The organism is Synechococcus sp. JA-3-3Ab (assembly GCF_000013205.1).
In the GTDB taxonomy this organism is placed as follows: Bacteria; Cyanobacteriota; Cyanobacteriia; order Thermostichales; family Thermostichaceae; genus Thermostichus.
Genome location: NC_007775.1, coordinates 115,945 through 135,254 on the forward strand (window position 1 = coordinate 115,945; position 19,310 = coordinate 135,254).

Below are 19,310 nucleotides of genomic sequence, written 5' to 3' on the forward strand. Positions count from 1 at the left end.
GCTCGGCAGCGGGTAGGGCCGAAGGACTGGCTCGGGCTTGTTTGCAATCACCAAAACCTTGGCGGCGCAGGCCCCGTCCTCCCCCTTTCCCCCCGTATACGGGAGGATGCAAGGGGGGCTGGGGATCAGCCGCCTTCTATGCCATGTTCGCCAGCCCCACCCCGTTTGGGGAGGGTGCAGCGTTGTCAGTATCTGGGCTTAGGTCCAGGTTGGGGTTATGGCCTCCCCCACAAACATATGGCAGTCTCCCGCCCCTGTAGCTCGCGACAAGCGAGAAAGAATCTGGACTGGGGAGAAGGTCAATACAACTCGGAGCTGTCTTCCTCGACCTCTGGGGATCCCTGTTGGTCAATGGCTTGCTTGAAGCCCAGGGCCACCAGAATGTTGGAGAGGGTGAGGAAAGCCTCTGCTCCCCCATGCAAGGGATCCACATTGGCCAGGGAAGTGCCGTAATGCAGTTGGGCATACAACCCTGCCGGGATGCTGACGGCCACAAACAGTAGCAGCAGCCAAAACCCGATCAAAGCCAGGCGCGGGATCCGGCGGAGCCGCGACAGGAAAAACAAGAAGGCCAAATAGGGAAATAGAGAAAGGGCAAACAAACTGTCCATCGCCTAGCTTGGATCCCTCCTCCCAAGGGACTGATCCGCCTGCTCCGCCCGCCAAATGCGGTAGGCAGCCCAGGCCAGAGTGCAATTGCCCAGAAGTGTCAAGCTCGCCTGGGCAGTTACCACCCAGTTGAGGGCGGGATCGTTGTCAAACCAGTGCCAGGTAATGGCACACATTGCCCCCACCAGAGCAGGCAACATCGCCCAGCTCAAGCCGCGCCACTCTGGCCGGCCCGTTCGCTCCCCAAACTGCCACACGCAAACAATGGCCGCCAGCCATTCCAAGACGCTGGCAATGTGAATCCACCAGGTGGGAAACGAAAGGGCGTGCATCAAACCTCAAGAGAATGGCGCAGCAACTGGCGGTAGGTGGCCTCCTGCAACAGCATTTGCTTGTGCAGCTTGACCAGGATGTCCTTGGCCTGCTCAGGGCTCATGCGAGCTACCAGCGTCTCGAAAGCCCGCTGGCGAAATTCTTGCTCCAGAGAGAGACCTAGCGTTTCCTCCATTGTCGTCACCTTGAGACTCTTAGGGTAGGTGAGAGACTCGCGCTAGGATATCCCAGCGCTGCTCCCAACAAGCACTGCAAGCAGGACAATACATATCTTAACAATCTAGTTTAACAAGTTGCAACAAAACGACAAGGGCCTCCGGATACCGGTCGAGCCAGAGCTGGAGGGGAAACTCAACAAAGGAGCGGGAAAAGTACACGCCCGTAAAGTTTGACAAAAGCACATTTTGGATGGGAAAGTGCGAAGATTTTTGAGCGGCGATCCCTTTACATCCTGTCATGTTGTGCGATTAGGCGGGGCCCCGTGATAAAAGTGAAGTACCTTGAGCTTTGGTTGCCGCTCTTTCCGATTCGCGCCTTGCTTTGCTTGAATTGCCATGACCATTTTTGTGGGAAACCTAAACTATAAAGCCTCAACAGAAGAGCTAGCAGCTTTCTTCCAGCAGAGGTGGAACGTTAAGTCGGTTACAATCCCGATAGACCGAGAAACGGGCCAGACACGGGGCTTCGCGTTTGTGGATTTGGCCACGGAGGCCGAGGAAGAGGAGGCCATCGACGTCGCCAACGGCCAGGAATTTATGGGCCGACCTTTGCGTTTGGATCGAGCCAGGCCTCGCCGACAGGCTTAGCTTCAGCGGGGATTCCTCATCTGACTCCGAGTGGGGTGCCAATCCAAAAGTTGGCAAGGCAGGCAAACGGCGGGCAGGAGTGAGGGCAACGGATGGAAGGGCTTCAAGGCTGCTTGAGATGGTGAAGCTGCTGCATTTTTCCGATATTCATTTGGGCAGTGGCTTGGCCTACGGCTCCATCAACCCAGCTACGGGGCTGAACACGCGTTTGGAGGATTTTGTCGCTTCTTTGCGCCTATGCATTGATCATGCCCTCGATCAGGCTGTGGATCTGGTGCTGTTTGGGGGCGATGCCTTTCCCGACGCGACGCCGCCGCCGCTGCACCAAGAGCTCTTTGCCCAACAATTTCGCCGCCTGGCCGATGCCCGGATCCCGACCGTTCTCTTGGTGGGCAACCACGACCAGTACGGGCAGGGGCAAGAGGGCAACAGCTTGGCCATCTACCGCGCTCTGGGGGTGGCGGGATTCGTTGTGGGGGATCGGCTGCAGACCCATTGGATTGAAACTCGCAGCGGCCCGGTGCAGGTGACCACCTTGCCTTGGCTAAACCGCTCCACCCTGCTTGCCCGCCAGGAGAGCCTGGATCTCAATGCCGAAGTATTCACTCAGCAGCTCCTGCAGCGCCTCGATCTGGCTCTGGAAGGGGAGATCCGCACTTTGCAGCCAGGGATCCCGGCGATTTTGTTGGCCCATGTGATGGTGGATACAGCCCGCTACGGGACGGAGCGGCATCTTTCGGTGGGCAAGGGAGTGACGGTGCCCCTGTCGCTGCTGGCGCGGCCCGCCTACCAATACGTGGCTTTGGGTCATGTGCACCGTCACCAGGTGTTGTGTCGGGATCCCTTGGTAATCTATCCCGGCAGCATTGAGCGAGTCGACTTTGGGGAGGAACAAGAGGAAAAAGGTTGTGTGTTGGCAGAGGTGACGGCCACGGGGGCGAGCTACGAATTTTTGCCCTTGCCCACCCGCACCTTTCACTCCATCCGCCTTGATCTCACCCCCTATCCCCCCCAAGAGGTGCAGGCCAAACTGCTGGAGGCCATTGCCAAGGCCCCTGTACCCGGCTCCATCCTGCGCCTGATCTACCGCCTCCGCCCTGACCAGCTCGATTGCGTTGACGAGCGGACCCTGCACCAGGCCCTCGCCCCTGCCTTCAGCTATACTCTCGTCCCAGACGTGGTCAGCCCCAGCCGCATTCGCCTGCCGGCCCTGGATCCCAGTTGTCTAGAGCCCCTGACGGCCCTGGAGCACTATCTGGCCGACCGCAGCGATCTGGCCCCCTTGCGCAACGAGTTGCTAGCCGCTGCTCGTCAGTTGTTGGCGGAAGCAGCAGATCCCTTGTCAGAGGGAAATGCCAACAGGGAGGAGGCAGATCCTGCAAGCCTTGCTGAAGGGGAAGAGCAGCAATTGCCCTTGTTCTAGGGCTCTGCCTCCATTGCTTTGACCTTTGTCGGTCAGAGGTGGGGAGCAGGGCCGCTTCTAAAGAACCTTTGCCGCGTGATCCGGATCACTTCGGGAGGGGGGGGAAACGGCAGAGACTGGAACTGGGTTGAAGTCGTTGGCAACGACGCTCTCAGCTCACTTCCAGGGAACTAACCTAGGCTGGCAGATCTCACCCTGCCAGTCTTTCCTTTTGTAGAGCTGGGGAGCCGTGGAAAGCAAGGGATCCCTGTAGTTATCATGTCACTGCCAGGATCTGTCTCGACTTCGAAAGAAGCTGGAGGTGGAGTGGATTTGTCTCGAGAAAAGAAGGAGCAAAGGGCATGGAAAGCGTACTAAGGTCTCTAGTGATCGGGGCAATTGCCGGTTGGCTGGCAGGGTCTATCCAGCGCGGCTACGGTTTTGGCCTGATTGGTAACATCATTGTCGGCATTTGCGGAGCAGTTGTGGGAGAATACCTTTTCAACTTGCTCGGCTTATGGGCTACAGGTCTGCTGGGGAACTTGGTGATGGCAACCGTTGGGGCTCTGGTTTTGTTGGCGTTGGTCAACTTTCTTCGCCGGGCTTAACTTCTCCAAGGGGGGTACGTCGCCAGCGGGCAGGGATGGCTGACGTGACGCTGCTTTTTTTGGTTGGCTGTGGATCAAACCCGTGTCTGGTTCAGATTGCCGGGTAAGGAGCACCTCTGCTCAGGCCGGAAGCTGTCATTAGAAAAAGGGGGCCATAGAGCCCACCCCTTCCGTGACCTACTCCCGGCACTGAGTACAGCGCAGGGCTCAGCCACCCCCACCACCCCCACGAGCTAAAGCCGGGATGGCAGAGGGGCAGCTAGCGGTGCAGGTAAGTGTAGGCCCGCAGGTTGTCTTCAAAGTGCTGCTGCAGCGCCCTAGCCTGCTCTAGAGTGATCTGCCCCCTTTGTAGCGCGGCTTCGGTGGCGTGGTGGAGGGTTTCCACCAGGTCTTCGCTGTTGTACTGCACCCAGCTCAGCACTTCGCCGATGGTGTCCCCCTTGATGACTTGGGTGACTTGGTAGCCGCCGGGACGGGTGCGGATGTGCACCGCGTTGGTGTCTCCAAACAGGTTGTGCAGATCCCCCAGGATTTCTTGGTAGGCGCCCCCCAGAAACACCCCCAGCAGGTAGGGCTGCCCGTTGGGATCGTGCAGCGGCAAAACCGAGGTGATCTGCCCGTCTTCGCCAAAGAAGCGGTTGATCTTGCCGTCGCTGTCGCAGGTCAGATCGGCCAGGGTGGCCCACTGGCGCGGCTCCTCGTCCAGACGGTGGATGGGCATGATGGGGAACACCTGGTCGATGGCCCAGCTATCCGGCAGGGATTGGAAGAGGGAGAAGTTGCCGTAGTAGATGCTGGCCAGCATCTCGTCCAGATCCAGGAGATCTACGGCCACCGGCTGCCCCGCCTGGTGCTGCTCGTAGGCCAGCGTGCAGATCTTGTCGGAGCAGTTCCAAAACAGCCGCTCCACCTCGGCCCGCTCCCGCAAGCTGAGGGATCCCTCGGTAAATTGGCGCAGGGCGGCCTCTTTCAGCTCCTGGCAGCGGCGATAGTCGGCCACCAGGGTCTCGGGCCGGATCTCGTAGTAGAGCTGGTTCAGCTTTTGGATCACCTCAGCATCGGAGGTGAGCTGGGTGGGCATGGGGTAGGGGCTGGCGGCGTTGACATCCTGGATGTCGAAGACCAGCACCGACTGGTGGGACATCAGGGCCCGCCCGCTTTCGGTCACCAGCACCGGCGGCTGGATCCCGTGCGGCTGCAGGGCGGTCAGCACCGTCTGCACCACGGTGGCGGCGTAATCTTCCAGGCTGTAGCTCTGGGAAAAGTGGCTGGTGGACTGGGATCCGTCGTAATCGACCCCCAAGCCGCCGCCGACATCCAGATAGCCCATCGGCGCCCCCAGCTTGACCAGCTCGATGTAGATCTGGCTGGCCTCCCGCACGGCCCGCCCATGCACGCTCACCATCGAGATCTGCGAGCCGATGTGGTAGTGCAACAGGCGCAGACAGTGCAGCTTGCCGACTTCCCGCAGCCGCTCCACCACCTGCAACATCTCGGTGGCCGTGAGGCCGAACTTGCCCCGATCCCCAGCCGAGGTGCCCCAGCGGCCACTGCCCTGGGCGGACAGCTTGGCCCGCACCCCCAGCAGGGGATCAATCCCCAGGTGCTCGGCAGCTTGCAGCACCAGCTCCAGCTCTTGCAGCCGTTCCAGGACGATGATGGGGGTGCGCCCCAGCCGCTGGGCCAAGAGGGCCGTTTCCATAAAGTCGCGGTCTTTGTAGCCGTTGCAGATCAACAAAGCCCCAGGTGTATCCAGCAGAGCCAGGGCGATCAACAGCTCCGGCTTGGATCCCGCCTCCAGGCCAAAGTGGTAGGCACGGCCGTGCTTGACCACCTCTTCCACCAGGTGGCGCTGCTGGTTCACCTTGACCGGGTAAACCCCTCGGTAGACGTTGGGGTAGCCAAAGCGCTCGATGGCCTGCTGAAAGCTCTCACAAATCCGCCGCATGCGGTCGGCCACGATCTCGGGAAAGCGAATCAACAAAGGCAACTGCAAACCCCGCGCCACCAGATCCGTTACCAGGTGGTACAGGTCGATGCCCCCTTCCTGCTGCTGTGAGCCCTGTGGGGTTACCTCCACATGACCGGCGGCGTTGATACGGAAGTAGGGATCCCCCCAACCTGAGATGCGATAGAGCTTTTCGCTGTCTCGCAGTGTCCAGGGAGAACGAGTCAAAGTCGGCATAGTAGTCCCCCAGATACCGAGATGTGAACAGCGCAGGATTTCTGCACAGAATCCACAATATATTGCCCTATTCCAAGATATGTCAAGATTTTTCCAAGGCAGGGGGGATCCGGCCCCAAACCGGCTAAGCCTTGCCAGATAAGGCTTTGGCCTGAGGATCCCTCTGCAGTTGCTGCAGAACTCAACTCTCTCGTTCTCTTTTTTTCGCTGTTTTTCTTTGTTTTTCTCGCTCAGGCTTCGTTTTTTACTCTGGATCCAGAAGCGGGGTTGGGATCCCAACTGTTGCCCAAGAGCGCAGCGAATCCTGCAAGGATCGGCGACAAGTTGGTGGAGGGAAGAAGCTGCCTTTTGCGGAAGGTTGTCCCCTCTGGTGCTTCCCAGAGCTCAGGATGGCCACCCTTGACAGGGCTCCGTAGGCAAGACAAGGATCGGGGCGGAGAGCTTGGAGCGCCTCAGCTATGGTGCAACTGCCCCGCCTTCGCCGCCGAGAAATGCTGCTGTCGTTGCTGGCTGCTGCTGGCCTGAGCGCCTGCCGAAGGGGATCCCGTTCTGGGCAGGCTGGCCCTGTTGCCGACAGCCAGCTTGCCGCTGAGACCTTGTTGATCAACGGGGCCGGGGCCACCTTCCCGGCTCCCCTGTATTTGCGCTGGTTTTCCGACTACCGCCAGGTGGATCCCAAAGTCGAAATCAACTTCCAGCCGGTGGGCAGCGCCGCCGGCATCCGCCAATTTATCGACCAGACGGTGGACTTTGCCGCCAGCGACGTGGCCATGACCGATGCCGAAATTGCCGAAGTCAAGCGGGGCGTGGTCATGATCCCGATGACGGCAGGCAGCATTGCCGTCGGCTACAACCTGCCCGGGATCCGCTCCGGCCTCAAACTGTCCCGCTCGGTGTTGGTGCAGATCTTCCGCGGCCAAATTACCCAGTGGCGGGATCCGCAGATTTTGGCCCTCAACCCCGACCTGGAGATCCCCGACCTGCCCATCGCCGTCTGCTACCGCTCCGACGGCAGCGGCACCACCGACACCTTTACCCGCCACCTGGCCGCCATCGACCCCACCTGGGCCTCCGAGATCGGCGTCGGCATGTCCCTGGAGTGGCCGGTGGGCATTGGGGTGAAAGGCAACGAAGGCATGAGCGCCCAGATGCTCCTCAGCGAAGGGGTGATCGGCTATGTGGAATCGGTCTATGCCCGCGACCTGGATCTGTCGGTGGCGGCCCTGGAAAACCGCCGCGGCGAGTTCGTCCTCCCCACCCCGGAAGCCTCGGCCCTGGCCCTGAGCGAAATCGAGCTGCCCGACAACCTGCGGGCTTTTGTGCCCGATCCCGCCGGCGCGGGGGCCTACCCCATCGTCACCTACACCTGGATCCTGGCCTACCGCCAGTATCGGGATCCCGCCATGGCCAACGCCCTGCGGGCAGTGCTGCGCTGGGCCCTCAGCGAGGGACAAGCTCTGGCCGCAGAGATGGGCTACCTGCCCTTGGCCGAAACCGTTGTAGCCCGCAGCCTGGAAGCCCTGCAGCTTATCCAGAGCTAGCCGCCCTTGCCCCAACCGGTCCTGGAAGCAAGGCCGCGGCAGGTACGGAGATCCGTAACTGTTCTGCCTTCCAGTCGCCAGAAATGGGCGGCATTCTCGCCCTGACCCAGATGCCCTGCTGGTTAGGATCGACCTAGGAAACGGCTAAATACCTGCTGAATTTTCACGGATTGGCTGCCCAAGCTACTTCATACAGCCTGGCGGCGGTAGCCGAGGTCACGTCTTGAACAAAAGGAGAACAAGGAGCCGATGGGAAAAGTTGTAGGAATTGACTTGGGCACAACCAACTCGGTTGTCGCCGTAATGGAAGGGGGCGTCCCCACTGTCATTCCCAATGCCGAGGGGAGCCGCACTACACCCTCAGTGGTCGCTTTCACCAAAGATGGGGAGCGCCTGGTGGGCCAGATGGCCCGTCGCCAAGCGGTGCTCAACCCCGAGAACACTTTTTACTCGGTCAAGCGGTTCATCGGGCGCAAGTACGATGAGCTGAACGTCGATGCCAAGCGGGTCTCCTACCAGGTGCGGCGGGATGAGCGGGGCAATGTCAAGTTGTACTCACCCCGCATGAACAAGGAATTTGCCCCCGAAGAGATCTCGGCCATGGTGCTGCGCAAGCTGGTAGAAGACGCCAGCCGCTACCTAGGCCAACCGGTCACCCAAGCCGTCATTACTGTCCCGGCCTACTTTAACGACTCGCAGCGGCAGGCCACCAAAGATGCCGGGAGGATCGCCGGCTTGGAAGTGCTGCGCATCATCAACGAGCCGACGGCGGCTTCCTTGGCCTATGGCTTGGACAAGCGCAACAACGAGACCATCCTCGTCTTCGACTTGGGCGGTGGCACCTTCGACGTCTCCATTCTGGAGGTGGGGGATGGCGTCTTCGAGGTGAAGGCCACCAGCGGCGATACCCAGTTGGGTGGCGACGACTTCGACAAGAAGATCGTCGACTGGATGGCCGAAGAGTTCAAGCGAATGGAAGGGATCGACCTGCGGCAAGACCGGCAGGCCCTGCAGCGGCTGACGGAAGCCGCCGAGAAGGCCAAGATCGAGCTGTCCAGCGTCTCCGAGACTACCATCAACCTGCCCTTCATCACCGCCACGGCCGATGGTCCGAAGCACCTGGAGTTGAAGCTCTCCCGCGCCCAGTTTGAACACCTCTGCGCCGACTTGCTGGAGCGCTGCAAAGGGCCGGTGGAGCAGGCCCTGCGGGATGCCAAGCTCACCAAGGCCGACATCAACGAAGTGGTGCTGGTGGGCGGCTCCACCCGCATCCCGGCGGTGCAGCGGCTGGTGAAGGAGCTGCTGGGCAAAGAGCCCAACCAAACTGTCAACCCCGACGAGGTGGTGGCCGTGGGTGCTGCCATCCAAGCTGGCGTGCTGGCGGGCGAGGTCAAAGACGTGCTGTTGCTGGATGTCACCCCCTTGTCTTTGGGGGTGGAAACCCTGGGCGGTATCGCCACCAAGCTGATCCCGCGCAACACCACCATCCCCACCCGCAAGTCGGAGATTTTCTCCACCGCCGAAGATGGGCAGACCTCGGTGGAAATCCACGTGGTGCAAGGGGAGCGGGAGTTGGCTCGCGACAACAAGTCCCTGGGCCGCTTCAAGCTGGACGGGATCCCGCCGGCTCCCCGCGGTGTGCCGCAGATCGAGGTGACCTTCGACATCGACGCCAACGGCATCCTCAAAGTGACGGCCAGAGACAAGGGCAGCGGCAAGGAGCAGAGCATTTCCATTACCGGCGCCTCCACGCTGGATAGCAAAGAGGTGGAGCGGATGATCGCCGAGGCGGAAAAATACGCTGCCGAAGACCGCGCCCGCCGCGAGAAAATCGAGCGCCGCAACAAGGCCGACTCGCTGGCCTACCAGGCTGAGCGGCAGTTGAAGGAGCTGGGAGACAAGGTCTCCGCCAGCAAGCGCAGCCAAATCGAGACCCTGGTGCGAGAGCTGCGGGAGGCCATCCAGCGGGACGACGACAGCGCCATCCAGAGCAAAGAGCGGGAGCTGCAAGAGGCCCTCTACGCCATGAGCAGCGAGCTCTATCAGCAGCCCGGCGCCGCTTCCAGCTCCACCTCTGGGACAACCTCCGGCGGCAGCGACGACGTCATCGACGCCGACTTCACCGAGAGCAAGTAACGACAATGGGATCCCCCTGGGGCCCGCAGGGCGGATCCCGCCTTTGTCTGGAGCATCGATAATGGGGAGGGACGGGATGGGCGATAGCGTCTAGCCCGCCTCTTTCTCTTTTCGTCAACAGGTCAGAGGGAGGGATCCCTTGATGCCTGGCCTCTTGGTTTTCTGACCCTTCTCAGTGACTTGCCTGCGGACGCCTCCATGCAAAATTTCAAGGACTACTACAAGATTTTGGGGGTCAGCCAGACGGCCACCGCCGACGAGATCAAGCAGGCCTATCGGCGCCTGGCCCGAAAATATCACCCGGATGTTAACCCGAACAACAAAGCTGCCGAAGAGAAGTTTAAGGAGATCAACGAAGCCTACGAAGTTCTCTCGGATCCCGGCAAACGCAGGCAATACGACCAATTTGGCCAGTACCACCAGCAGGGCGGGTTCCGCTACCGGCGGGATACCTACAGCCAGCCTTACAGCAGCAGCCCTTTTGGCGACAGCTCCTTCAGCGAAGACTTTGGGGGAAGCGGTTTTGGCAGTGGCGTCGATTTCAGCCAATTTGAGGATTTTCAAGACTTCATCGATCAACTGCTGGGCCGGGTGCGCAACTCAGGTGCGGATCGCAGCAGTAGCTCCGCTGGCAACGCCAACTACGATGCGGAGGCCACCATCCAGCTCACCATTCCCGAAGCTTTTGAAGGGGGCAGACGCCGCCTACGGGTGGGCGGGGATCGCGTGCTCGAGGTCAACATCCCAGCAGGGATGACGCCAGGGAAGCGGATTCGCCTGCGCGGCCAAGGCCACCCCAAACCCAACGGCGGCGCCGGCGACCTGTACCTCAAGATCGAGCTGAAGGAGCACCCCTTCTACCGCCTTGAGGGGTTTGACGTCTACTGCGATTTGCCCATCAGCCCCAGCGAGGCCGTCTTGGGCGCCCAGGTGGAGGTGCCCACCTTGGATGGAGTGGTGAAGCTGCGGATCCCACCCGGCATGCAGCCGGGGCGAAAGTTGCGCTTGGCAGAGAGGGGTTTTCCCAAGGGCAATGGAGAGCGGGGCGATTTCTACGCGGTAGTTCAGATCTATTTGCCCACCCGTGTTTCGGAGGAGGAGCGGGAGCTCTACGAAAAGCTGCAGCGGGTTCAGTCCTATGATCCCCGTGCCGCCCTCAAGCTCTAGCTAGAAGGAGGAGTGGGCGGTCGGAGAGCGCGATCCAGGAGTTCCATCGGGTGATAAATGGGGATCCCGGCCTTGCCTTGCAGACGCAGGTGCTTCTGGAGCTGCAGGCGGCAGCCGATATTGGCGGAGACGATCCCCTGGGCGCCGGTGTTGAGCAGGTTGGCCACCTTCTGGGATCCCAGCTCGTCGGCCACCTCGGGCTGCAGCAGGTTGTAGACGCCGGAGCTGCCGCAGCAGAGGGCGGCATCGACAGGATCCCGCAGCTCCAGCCCGGGAATTTGCCGCAGCAGTTGTCGCGGCTCCTGGCTGAGGCGCTGCCCGTGCAGCATGTGGCAGGCATCCTGATAGGCCAGCACCAAGGGATCCGGCTGCAGGGGGTACAGGGGAGCGGTCAGCCCTACCTGCGCCAGAAACTCCTGGATATCCTTGACTTTGGCCGCAAACTGAGCCCCTTTCTCTTGGTAGTCGGGATCCCTGGCCAAAAGGTGGCCGTACTCCTTGAGGGTGTGGCCGCAGCCGGAGGCAGTCACCAAAATGGCATCCAACTCGTAGCCGGCAAAAGCATCCACCATCTGGCGGGCCAGGGCTTCTGCCTGCTGCAGTTGCCCTTGGTGGTGGGGCAAGGCCGCACAACAGCCCTGGGCGGGCGGGATCACCACCTCACAGCCGTTGTGGGTCAAGACGCGAATGCTGGCCTCATTCACCTGCGGGGCAAACAGGCGCTGCACGCAGCCGAGGAGCAGCCCCACGCGAAAGCGGCGTTCGCCCACCGCCGGGATCCGCTCCGGGTAGCGCTTGGGCAGCAGTTGCCCCACCTCAAGAGGGGGCAAGAGGGATTCCATGGCCGCCAGGCGCGGGGAGACCTTCGCCAGCCCTTGGCGAATCCAGGCGCCGACCCCCATTTTTTGGTAGAGCCAAAGGGACCAGAGCAGAGGCCGCAGCCGCGCCGGGTAGGGGAAGAGCCAGAAGATGAACTGGCGGTACAGCCAATCCCAAAGGTTGCGGCGGTGGTTGCGCTCGATCTGCGGGCGGGTGGCGGCGATCAGCCGGTCGTAGCGCACCCCCGAAGGACAGGCGGTAACGCAGGCCAGACAGCCCAGGCAGGTATCGAAATGGGAAACCACTGCTGCCGAGAGAGAGATTTGGCCTTGATTGAGGGCGTCCATCTGGTAGATGCGCCCCCGCGGCGAGTCTGTCTCCTTGCCGAGGACGCGGTAGCTGGGGCAGGTGGTCAGACAAAACCCACAGTGCACACAGGCATCGATTAGCTTTGGATCCGGCGGATCCAGGCTGTCAAAACTCGGCCTTTTGGATGAGCTCATCGGCCTCGACCTATCGCGCTTTCAACACTTCATCACCCCCGTAAAGAGAGAATTGGCCGTTCGGGGATCCTGTCCCCTCCTTTTGCTTCCGGGGTTTTTTGCATCTTAATCTGGGAACAGAGCGTCTGAGACTTCTATCCAGATCCAAACGCTCTTTTCGTCCGTACTACCCTAGAGAAGGGACATACCCGGCCGATTTCTCCTCGTCGTTCATTTCCCAATGAAAGTGCAACACCTCTTCACCCCAGCTCTTGTGGGGGCAGCTCTCTCCAGTTTGAGCCTATCTGGAGCGGCTTTTGCCCAGGCCAACCTGCGGGAGCTGCCCCCCGATCTGGCCGAACAGCTCACTACAGAGCAGATCTTGCAAGCCTGCGCCGCCAACCAGGCAGACACCTTGCCCAGCCCCTTCCCAGACGTGGTGCCGACCGATTGGGCCTACAAGGCGGTGCTCACCCTCTACTACTGCGGCGCCTACCGGGGGGCCATTCCCCCGGAGACCTTCCGGCGCTACCTGGAGCAACAGCGGGGATCCCAAACTTAGCTCCCTGTCGGATACATCTCCTGGATGAGGTGGGCGTAGCGCTCGGCCACCGGGTTACGCTTAATTTTCAGCGTCTGGGTCATGAGGCCGTTTTCCACGCTCAGGGGCTCTGGCAAAAAGCGGAAGTCGGCAATTTGCTCGTGGGGCCGGTAGCCAGGACGCTCTTGGATGCGGGCCCGCACCTCCTGCAAAATCAACGTGCGCACCTGCGGGTGGCCCAAGAGCTCGGCCTCCGCAGCCGGGATCCCTTGCTCAGCGGCCCAAGCCTTAAGGACATCGAGGTTGGGGTAGATGAGGGCGGCCAGTTTCTTTTGGTCTTGCCCGACGATCACGATCTGGCTGATGTAGGGGGATTGCAGGCAGGCATCTTCCAGCGGCTGCGGCTCGACATTTTCGCCGTTAAGCAGCACGATCACGTCCTTGGCCCTGCCGGTGATCACCAGTTGTCCGTCGGGGGTGAGCCAGCCCAGATCCCCTGTTTCAAACCAGCCGTCGGGGCTGAGCACCTTGGCAGTCGCTTCCGGATTGTTGTAGTAGCCCATCATCACCTGCGGCCCCCGCGCCAGGATCAGCCCTTTTTCGCCAGGGGGCAACGGCTGCCGCGTCTCCGGATCCACGATGCGAAACTCCGTCCCTGGCAAGGGGGGGCCCGCCGTGCCGCGCACGTTGTTGTCAGGACGCCGCGCGCACAGCACCGGCGAGGTTTCCGTGAGGCCGTAGCCATTGAGGATGGAAATGCCCACCACCTCGTAAAACAGATCCAGGTAGGCGGGCAGGGATCCGCCGCCGCTGATGGCCTGTTGAAAATTGGGGCCCAAAGCCTGCCGCACCTTGCGGTAGATCAGCGCATCGGCCAGGCGGTGGACAGGCCAGAGCAGCCCCTGTTGCAGGCGGGCCCCCAGGCGCACCCACGGGCTGACGCCGTAGTGTAAAATCGACCGATTGCCGGCAATCCGCCCGGCGAGCACGTAGCCTTCGCTGGCCGCCATCAAGGTGCGGATCAGCCGCTGCATCAGGGGGCTTTTTTCCTTAAATTGCCGCTGGATCCCTTCGTAAACGGTCTCCCAGATGCGGGGCACCGCCACCAGATAGTGGGGCTGCTCCTGTTGAAAATCTTGCTTGATAAAGCGAGGGTTGGTGTAAACCAACGTGCAGGCCTGGCTGAGGAGAAAATACTCACAGGCCCGCTCGTAGGAGTGCCAGGTGGGCAGAATTGTCAGCACCTTATCCCCAGGCCGGGGCTGCACCACCACATGCAAGTTTTCCACCTGGTGCATCAGGTTGCCGTGGCTGAGCATCACCCCCTTGGGCCGACCGGAAGTGCCAGAAGTGTAGATGATGGTGGCCAACTGGGATCGCTCCAGCCGCGGCGGCTCGTAGCGGCGCTCCCGGCCTTTTTGCAGCCACTGAGAAAAATTCAATACCCCCGGCTCTTCTTCATCGGAAAGCAACAGCAGCCGCTCCAGGCCCAGCTCCTGCACAACCGGCCGCACCCGGCTTAGGGTCTTCGCATCCTGGGCAATCAAAGCGGTGCTGCCGGAATGGCGCAAAATGTAGCCCAGCTCCGCCGGATCCGCCACGGCGCTGCGCGGCACATTGACCGCTCCCGTAAACAGCGTGGCCAGATCTGCCATCAGCCAGCGGGGGGAATTGTCGGCAAAAATGGCCACCCGATCCCCAGGCCGAATGCCCAAAGCCTGCAAACCGGCAGCCAAGATCTGAATGCGGCGAAAGAGCTGCCCGTAAGAAATCTCAAAGACCGGCTGGGCATGGGGATCCCTGAGGGCAGTGTAATCGGCAAACTTTTCGGCCAGGACTTGCCAGATGTCGAGCAGCGTCGTCCCAGCGGGGGTAGCAGCAGCGGAGACAGTAGTCATAAATCTGTACCCTAAATCACATTTACAGTCTAGTAAACTTGGGCTTTTTCCCAAGACACCCCCAGGACAGTTCTCAATCTGTCACCAAATCCAACCCCTTCCCCTTGCGGGGAAAAGGTAGGGATCAACCCTACTCCCGGAAAAGCCTGAACTCATGAGGTTTTCAAGGTGCGCTCGCGAGGAAGTACCGAGACTTCCCGCCACAGATGTTAACCTCGCTTCCCCGAATAAGCGCAACTCAGAAAATTCGCTCTTTTGGGGACGTCATGCTGCATTTTCCCGCCAATCCCGGCAAAAGCTACTAGATCTTATGGCACCCGCAAAAAAAGCTAGCAATGGCTCCCCCCGATGGATCGGCCCCAAAACTTTACAATCTCGGCTAAGCTGAGAACCTCACAAAATAAGGTAGTCCGGCGGCTCGTAGGGGAGAGGCCCGCCGAAGACCTTGGTACGTCGTTTGGCGGTGGCATCCAGAGGGTAGGCCTGCAGGCTATCTTCCTCGAGGTTGAGCAGAGGCAGCCACGACTTTTCCAGCTCGGCAGTGTCCAGGGGGCATTCAACAACGGAGTATTGCGCTCGCTGGCAGCACTGTTCCAGGCGCTTGGCCAACTGTTGTCGGCGCTTATCGTCCACCACGTCGTAGCAAACCAACCATAGCCTCAGCGCAGCTCCATTGCTTCGTACTCTAGGTTGCCGCTCACCAGGCAACGGCCCAGCCAGCGGGCTTGCTCCAGCACGATTTGGCTCAGGGCTAGGCGACGCGATTGCGGAGGGTAAAGCAAAGGCTCGCAGAAGCGGCGCTCCAGCTCACCCAAAAACAGCTTTTTGGCCAGGGATCCCATGCTCCATCCGGCGACGGCTCGCAGTCTTCCGGGGTGAGCAAGCCGGCCTTGATGAGTTGGCTTACCCAGCATTTCGCTCATCCCTCTCACAAAGGCCTCGGCCTAGATGCCCTTAGATTCGTCGTCAAAGTACCAGTATGCTTTCCTAGAGATCCAACCGAATAATCTTGCTGCCCAAAATTTGCCTAATGCTCTCCAGACTGTCTTTTCTTGCGTTGAACCCAAAGGTATCTCGCTGTGGCTGCTAGCGCAAGCGGGAGTAGGGACGGGGATAGGGTTGGCGCATCTGCCGAGCCAGGTACACCTGAAAGGTTTGCGCCACCGCGCCCGCCCGCCGCAGGGGAACCTCTGCCACTGGCTCAATTTGTTCAAAGTAGGTGCCGTAGACAGCCTGGATCCCTGCTCTTGGCCAAAACAGCTGGGAGGTGACCAGCAGCCCATCTTTGCCCAGCCAGTCTTCAGGTTGGGACCAAAAGGCAAAGCCGCGCAGATCTTCATCCAGGCAGGTGAGGGGCTTCTCCGTCAGCGGCGCCAAGGCCATGCCGATCTGCCCGCCCAAAAAGTAAACGTTGGTGAAGATAAAATCCGCCTCTGCAAGAGCCTGGGCCAAGCGGGGATCCGTCTGAAACTGCCGCCGCAACTGTTCGATGTCAATCAGCTGAGTCGAGGGATCCCGTTCCACCGGCCACAGGCCCAGCCCGCCGGGATCCTGGAGGAGGCCGTAGCGCACATGGGCCAGCCCCACTGCCACCAACAGGCCCACTGCCACCGCCGTCCCCGCCAAGAGCTGCCTTGCTCCTGGCCACCGTTCCCAGCGGGATCCCAACAGCAAGCTCAGCACCCAAAACCCCGGCATGGGCCAGGTGGGGAGGATGGGCCGGTAGCCTCCCATGAAGGTAAAAGCCAACACCAGCGGCAGCCCACAGGCCAAGATTAAAAGCTGTTTCAGCTCCTGATCCGTGAGGCGTCTTCCCTGAACCAGCGCCAGCCCCACCCGCCCACCCTCGGCCAAGCTCAGCCCCAGCAGAGGGATCCCCAAGGTCGGGAAAAGGTACCCCATCTCCTGCAGCACCGTCAGCCCCAGCTCCTGCAGTTGATACCCTGCCTCCGGCACTGCTCGCCCCCCCTGGAAGCGGAAGGAGACCCAATCCTGTTGGGTGTTCCAGATTAAAACGGGGCTGAAGGCCGCCAAAAACCCCACCACCGCCAAGAGCGCCCATCCCGACCGAAGAGCGCAGCGGTGGGCCGGGCTGAGCAGACAAAAGAGCACCAGGCCAAACCCCAGCGCCAGGCCGTGGTATTTGCCCAGGCAGGCCAGACCCACCAAGAGCCCAATCAGCGCCAGCCGCGGCCCCGGTCGGTAGCGCGCTGCCCCATAGACCCCCAATTTCCCCTCCGCCAAGGGAGCCGGAAAAAACTCCTGGGCAGCCACCCACAGGGTTGCCGCCGTAAACACCATCAGCGGGCTATCCGGCAGGGTCAGCACCCCAAACCCAATCCAGAAAATGGGGGCGATGCTGATGGTTGCCAGGGTGATCAGCCCCGCCTGTGGCGAAAAAAGCCGCGTCGCCGTCAGGTAAAGCAACAGGGAAGAGCCGGTGTAGGCCAGCAGGGATCCCAGTCGAATCGAAAAAGCCGACACCTGCCCCGTCAAAACAGGCCCCAAGCCCGTTGTCCAGGCCACCAGCGGCGGATGGTCAAAATAGCTCCAGTCCAGATGGCGGGTGTAGAGGTAGTAGTAGGCTTCGTCAAAGCCCGGTGGCAACAGAGCAGCCACCAAGCAGCGCAGAAGCAGGCCCAGGCCCAAAATCCACAGAGCAGCTTTCGGCAGCACAGGGGATCCCCTTGAGCGTGTGGACAGGTGTTATTGTCTCAGCTTTGGCCAGACTTGTCCCCAAAAAACCAAGTGGGGGCTCAGAATAAACTGAGCCTAAGACGTTGCCTCCGGCAGCTTTACCGGACACCCCAAAAGCTGGCCCAATTGCTCTGCTTCCGCCCTTGCCTTGCTATCATCAGAACCAAAGCCTAGGTACAATAAAGGCTCTCCCAATGCCAAATTCACCTTCACCGAAAAATAACTATCGCCATCGGAATCTGTTGACCTCTCAACTACAACTTGCTGAACATCTCTGAAGGAATAAGCTTTCCGCCCCCTTATTCCAAAGGGAGTGAGGTGCTCCTCCAAGATCTGGTAGAAGGAGCGGTCAAAGGTCAGCCGACGGCTTCCTAGCTTAGGTATTAGCGATAGACCTACCATTCCTGCTGGGAGAGAAAGTAGAAGTGCAGCAAACAAGTCTCCTGAGTTAAAACTATCGCTGGCCACCAAGAGCTGACTCTCTGCACTCATCCGAAACGATTGGATCTTGGTTGCCAGTTGTCGAGCGTCGCTCTCGCTGGCGGCTGACCAAGCTTTTGTTTCTCCTGCAGGAGTTATGAGAGTAACGTAGTAATAGGTTGTCTCGTCTCCTTCGGAGTCTGTTCGAGTTTCAGTTTTGACTCGGGCTCCTCTTACATCATAATAAAACTCGATCTGTTTTGGTAAAGGCAGCAGTGGTTGAAAGACCACTTCAGAGGTGACTGTATCCTGATCAAGCCGATGGCAAGTGAAACGGCGATCCCCCCTGAAAAAGCCAAATCAGGGAACACAAAGCCAGCGCCACAAAGAAAATAACGCCAGCAGCCACCAGCGGAACCCCAGGCTCTAGACAAACGCGCTTGCTGGGGGTTTGCTCTACACATCTCATCCCTATAGGCTTACCTCCGTCGGGATCCCTGGGCCTTGCCCTCATTATTGCTTGCTGGTGTGATACTTGACCGTTTTCCGGAATACAGAGCTTTGCTCATTTTGAGAGCAGAGTTGGGTTGCGAGATCCAGGGCAAAGCCAGAGAATCCTCTTGCAGATAAGCTGGGCGCTCCAGGACTTGTACTGGCTGGCCGGGACGATAGATGTAGATTCTTCGGCTTTCCGGGTCAATTAGCCAGCCCAGTTGGGCGCCGTTGTCGAGGTACTTCTGCAGCGTGGCTTGCAAAGCAACCAGATCGTCCACAGAGGAGCGTAATCCGAGCCTAGGAAGGCAAAGCGATGGCGCTCCTCGGAGGTAAGCTGTTCCGCTACGCAACGCTAAACAAAAACAAACTTTTGTAAGGACTTCGTCCCGCTTACGCGATCATAGATAGTAAGCAAGACCTTGAGGCTTTGCCTCAAGGAACTATCTAGAGGCATCTTGACAGCGCCTTTGCGAGTTCGTTTTTGAACTGCGTCAAAATCCCCCGCCTTTAGGCGGTGGGAGTGTCAAGTTCGTGGTTGCTGATAGCCATCGGTTAAGGGCTGGTGGAAAAAGAGGGCAGCTCGGGGCAGATTATTCCCAAACTAAGCTGAGATCGGCAACAAAGCCAGGGAGGGCGGGATCCCCTTCTAGGTAAGCTGGGCGCTCCAGAACTTGGACGAGCTGGCCGGGGCGATAGACGTAAACTCGCTGGCTTTCCGGGTCGATCAGCCAGCCCAGTTGGGATCCGTTCTCGAGGTACTCCTGCAGCTTGGCCTGCAAAGCAGCCAGGTCGTCGGAAGGGGATCGCAATTCCAGGACAAAATCCGGACACAGGGGGGCAAAGCGGCGGCGCTGCTCTGGAGTAAGCTGCTGCCAGCGCTCCTTGGCAATCCAGGCGGCATCGGGAGAGCGAATAGCCCCGTTGGGCAGGGCAAAACCCGTGGAGGAGTCGAAGACAAGTCCTAAGCTCGTGCGGCGGTTCCACTGCCAGAGCTGGCCTAGCAGGTCGGCATTGCGAAGTCCGCTCTCACTGCTGACAGGGGCCATGGCCACTAGCTCCCCTTTGGCGGTGCGCTCCAGGCGCAGCTCAGGGTTCTGCCGGCAGAGCTGTTCAAAGATTTCATCGGTCAACTCCAGGCTGGGCCGTAGGTTAAGCGCGATCATAGGCAAGT

Annotated in this window: 19 protein-coding genes; 7 read left to right on the forward strand and 12 right to left on the reverse strand. The window is 60.2% G+C overall.

What is annotated here, in order from left to right; translation table 11 throughout:
- Positions 1 to 299: 299 nt before the first annotated feature.
- From CYA_RS00575 to CYA_RS00585, 3 genes are read right to left on the reverse strand one after another with little or no spacing between them, the layout of a single operon-like run.
- Positions 300 to 611, reverse strand: coding sequence for a DUF3593 domain-containing protein (locus CYA_RS00575; protein WP_011429043.1), 312 nt, complete (start codon positions 609 to 611; stop codon positions 300 to 302).
- Between the two features lie 3 nt (positions 612 to 614).
- Positions 615 to 941 carry a DUF2499 domain-containing protein gene (locus CYA_RS00580; RefSeq protein ID WP_011429044.1) on the reverse strand — a complete coding sequence of 109 codons (327 nt, stop codon included), beginning with the start codon at positions 939 to 941 and terminating at the stop codon, positions 615 to 617.
- Complete coding sequence (locus CYA_RS00585; protein WP_011429045.1) at positions 941 to 1,117, reverse strand: NblA/ycf18 family protein; 177 nt, start codon at positions 1,115 to 1,117, stop codon at positions 941 to 943. Before CYA_RS00585 ends, CYA_RS00580 begins: the two co-directional genes overlap by 1 nt.
- Positions 1,118 to 1,496: 379 nt before the next feature.
- Here CYA_RS00585 and CYA_RS00590 point away from each other — a divergent pair, with 379 nt between their 5' ends.
- From CYA_RS00590 to CYA_RS00600, 3 genes are all read left to right on the forward strand, one after another.
- The gene (locus tag CYA_RS00590) at positions 1,497 to 1,748 is read left to right on the forward strand and encodes an RNA recognition motif domain-containing protein (RefSeq protein ID WP_011429047.1); all 252 of its coding nucleotides are present in this window, start codon (positions 1,497 to 1,499) and stop codon (positions 1,746 to 1,748) included.
- A gap of 118 nt (positions 1,749 to 1,866) precedes the next feature.
- Positions 1,867 to 3,171: a metallophosphoesterase family protein gene (locus CYA_RS00595; protein ID WP_011429048.1), complete on the forward strand. Its 1,305-nt coding sequence runs from the start codon at positions 1,867 to 1,869 to the stop codon at positions 3,169 to 3,171.
- 341 nt (positions 3,172 to 3,512) lie between these two features.
- Positions 3,513 to 3,758: a GlsB/YeaQ/YmgE family stress response membrane protein gene (locus tag CYA_RS00600; RefSeq protein WP_011429049.1), complete on the forward strand. Its 246-nt coding sequence runs from the start codon at positions 3,513 to 3,515 to the stop codon at positions 3,756 to 3,758.
- A gap of 259 nt (positions 3,759 to 4,017) precedes the next feature.
- Here CYA_RS00600 and speA read toward each other — a convergent pair whose 3' ends face one another.
- Positions 4,018 to 5,943 carry a biosynthetic arginine decarboxylase gene (gene speA, locus CYA_RS00605; RefSeq protein ID WP_011429050.1) on the reverse strand — a complete coding sequence of 642 codons (1,926 nt, stop codon included), beginning with the start codon at positions 5,941 to 5,943 and terminating at the stop codon, positions 4,018 to 4,020.
- A gap of 458 nt (positions 5,944 to 6,401) precedes the next feature.
- Here speA and pstS point away from each other — a divergent pair, with 458 nt between their 5' ends.
- The 3 genes from pstS to CYA_RS00620 all read left to right on the forward strand — a co-directional run bounded on the left by pstS (position 6,402) and on the right by CYA_RS00620 (position 10,787).
- Complete coding sequence (gene pstS, locus CYA_RS00610; RefSeq protein ID WP_041438026.1) at positions 6,402 to 7,484, forward strand: phosphate ABC transporter substrate-binding protein PstS; 1,083 nt, start codon at positions 6,402 to 6,404, stop codon at positions 7,482 to 7,484.
- 249 nt (positions 7,485 to 7,733) lie between these two features.
- Positions 7,734 to 9,620, forward strand: coding sequence for a molecular chaperone DnaK (gene dnaK / locus CYA_RS00615; RefSeq protein WP_011429052.1), 1,887 nt, complete (start codon positions 7,734 to 7,736; stop codon positions 9,618 to 9,620).
- A gap of 198 nt (positions 9,621 to 9,818) precedes the next feature.
- Positions 9,819 to 10,787 carry a DnaJ C-terminal domain-containing protein gene (locus CYA_RS00620; protein WP_011429053.1) on the forward strand — a complete coding sequence of 323 codons (969 nt, stop codon included), beginning with the start codon at positions 9,819 to 9,821 and terminating at the stop codon, positions 10,785 to 10,787.
- Here the strand turns inward: CYA_RS00620 and CYA_RS00625 are convergent.
- Complete coding sequence (locus CYA_RS00625; RefSeq protein ID WP_011429054.1) at positions 10,784 to 12,109, reverse strand: (Fe-S)-binding protein; 1,326 nt, start codon at positions 12,107 to 12,109, stop codon at positions 10,784 to 10,786. The genes CYA_RS00620 and CYA_RS00625 overlap by 4 nt on opposite strands.
- 220 nt (positions 12,110 to 12,329) lie before the next feature.
- Between CYA_RS00625 and CYA_RS00630 the strand changes: the two genes are divergently transcribed.
- Positions 12,330 to 12,650 carry a hypothetical protein gene (locus CYA_RS00630; RefSeq protein WP_011429055.1) on the forward strand — a complete coding sequence of 107 codons (321 nt, stop codon included), beginning with the start codon at positions 12,330 to 12,332 and terminating at the stop codon, positions 12,648 to 12,650.
- Here the strand turns inward: CYA_RS00630 and CYA_RS00635 are convergent.
- The 7 genes from CYA_RS00635 to CYA_RS00665 form a co-directional block, all read right to left on the reverse strand.
- Positions 12,647 to 14,527: an AMP-dependent synthetase/ligase gene (locus CYA_RS00635; protein WP_011429056.1), complete on the reverse strand. Its 1,881-nt coding sequence runs from the start codon at positions 14,525 to 14,527 to the stop codon at positions 12,647 to 12,649. The two genes, CYA_RS00630 and CYA_RS00635, sit on opposite strands and share 4 nt — an antisense overlap.
- Positions 14,528 to 14,920: 393 nt before the next feature.
- A complete protein-coding gene (cas2, locus tag CYA_RS00640) occupies positions 14,921 to 15,178 on the reverse strand; it encodes a CRISPR-associated endonuclease Cas2 (protein WP_240527297.1) in 258 nt (85 codons plus the stop codon).
- Between the two features lie 8 nt (positions 15,179 to 15,186).
- Complete coding sequence (locus tag CYA_RS00645; protein ID WP_041438029.1) at positions 15,187 to 15,369, reverse strand: hypothetical protein; 183 nt, start codon at positions 15,367 to 15,369, stop codon at positions 15,187 to 15,189.
- Positions 15,370 to 15,613: 244 nt separating this feature from the next.
- Positions 15,614 to 17,203: a glycosyltransferase family 39 protein gene (locus CYA_RS00650; RefSeq protein ID WP_011429058.1), complete on the reverse strand. Its 1,590-nt coding sequence runs from the start codon at positions 17,201 to 17,203 to the stop codon at positions 15,614 to 15,616.
- A gap of 96 nt (positions 17,204 to 17,299) precedes the next feature.
- Entirely contained in the window at positions 17,300 to 17,935 is a 636-nt protein-coding gene (locus tag CYA_RS00655) for a hypothetical protein (RefSeq protein WP_143596989.1), read from the reverse strand.
- Between the two features lie 188 nt (positions 17,936 to 18,123).
- Positions 18,124 to 18,417 (reverse strand): Uma2 family endonuclease, encoded by a 294-nt coding sequence (locus CYA_RS14515; RefSeq protein ID WP_011429059.1) that lies wholly within the window; start codon positions 18,415 to 18,417, stop codon positions 18,124 to 18,126.
- 312 nt (positions 18,418 to 18,729) lie between these two features.
- Entirely contained in the window at positions 18,730 to 19,302 is a 573-nt protein-coding gene (locus tag CYA_RS00665) for a Uma2 family endonuclease (RefSeq protein ID WP_011429060.1), read from the reverse strand.
- Between the last annotated feature and the right edge of the window lie 8 nt (positions 19,303 to 19,310).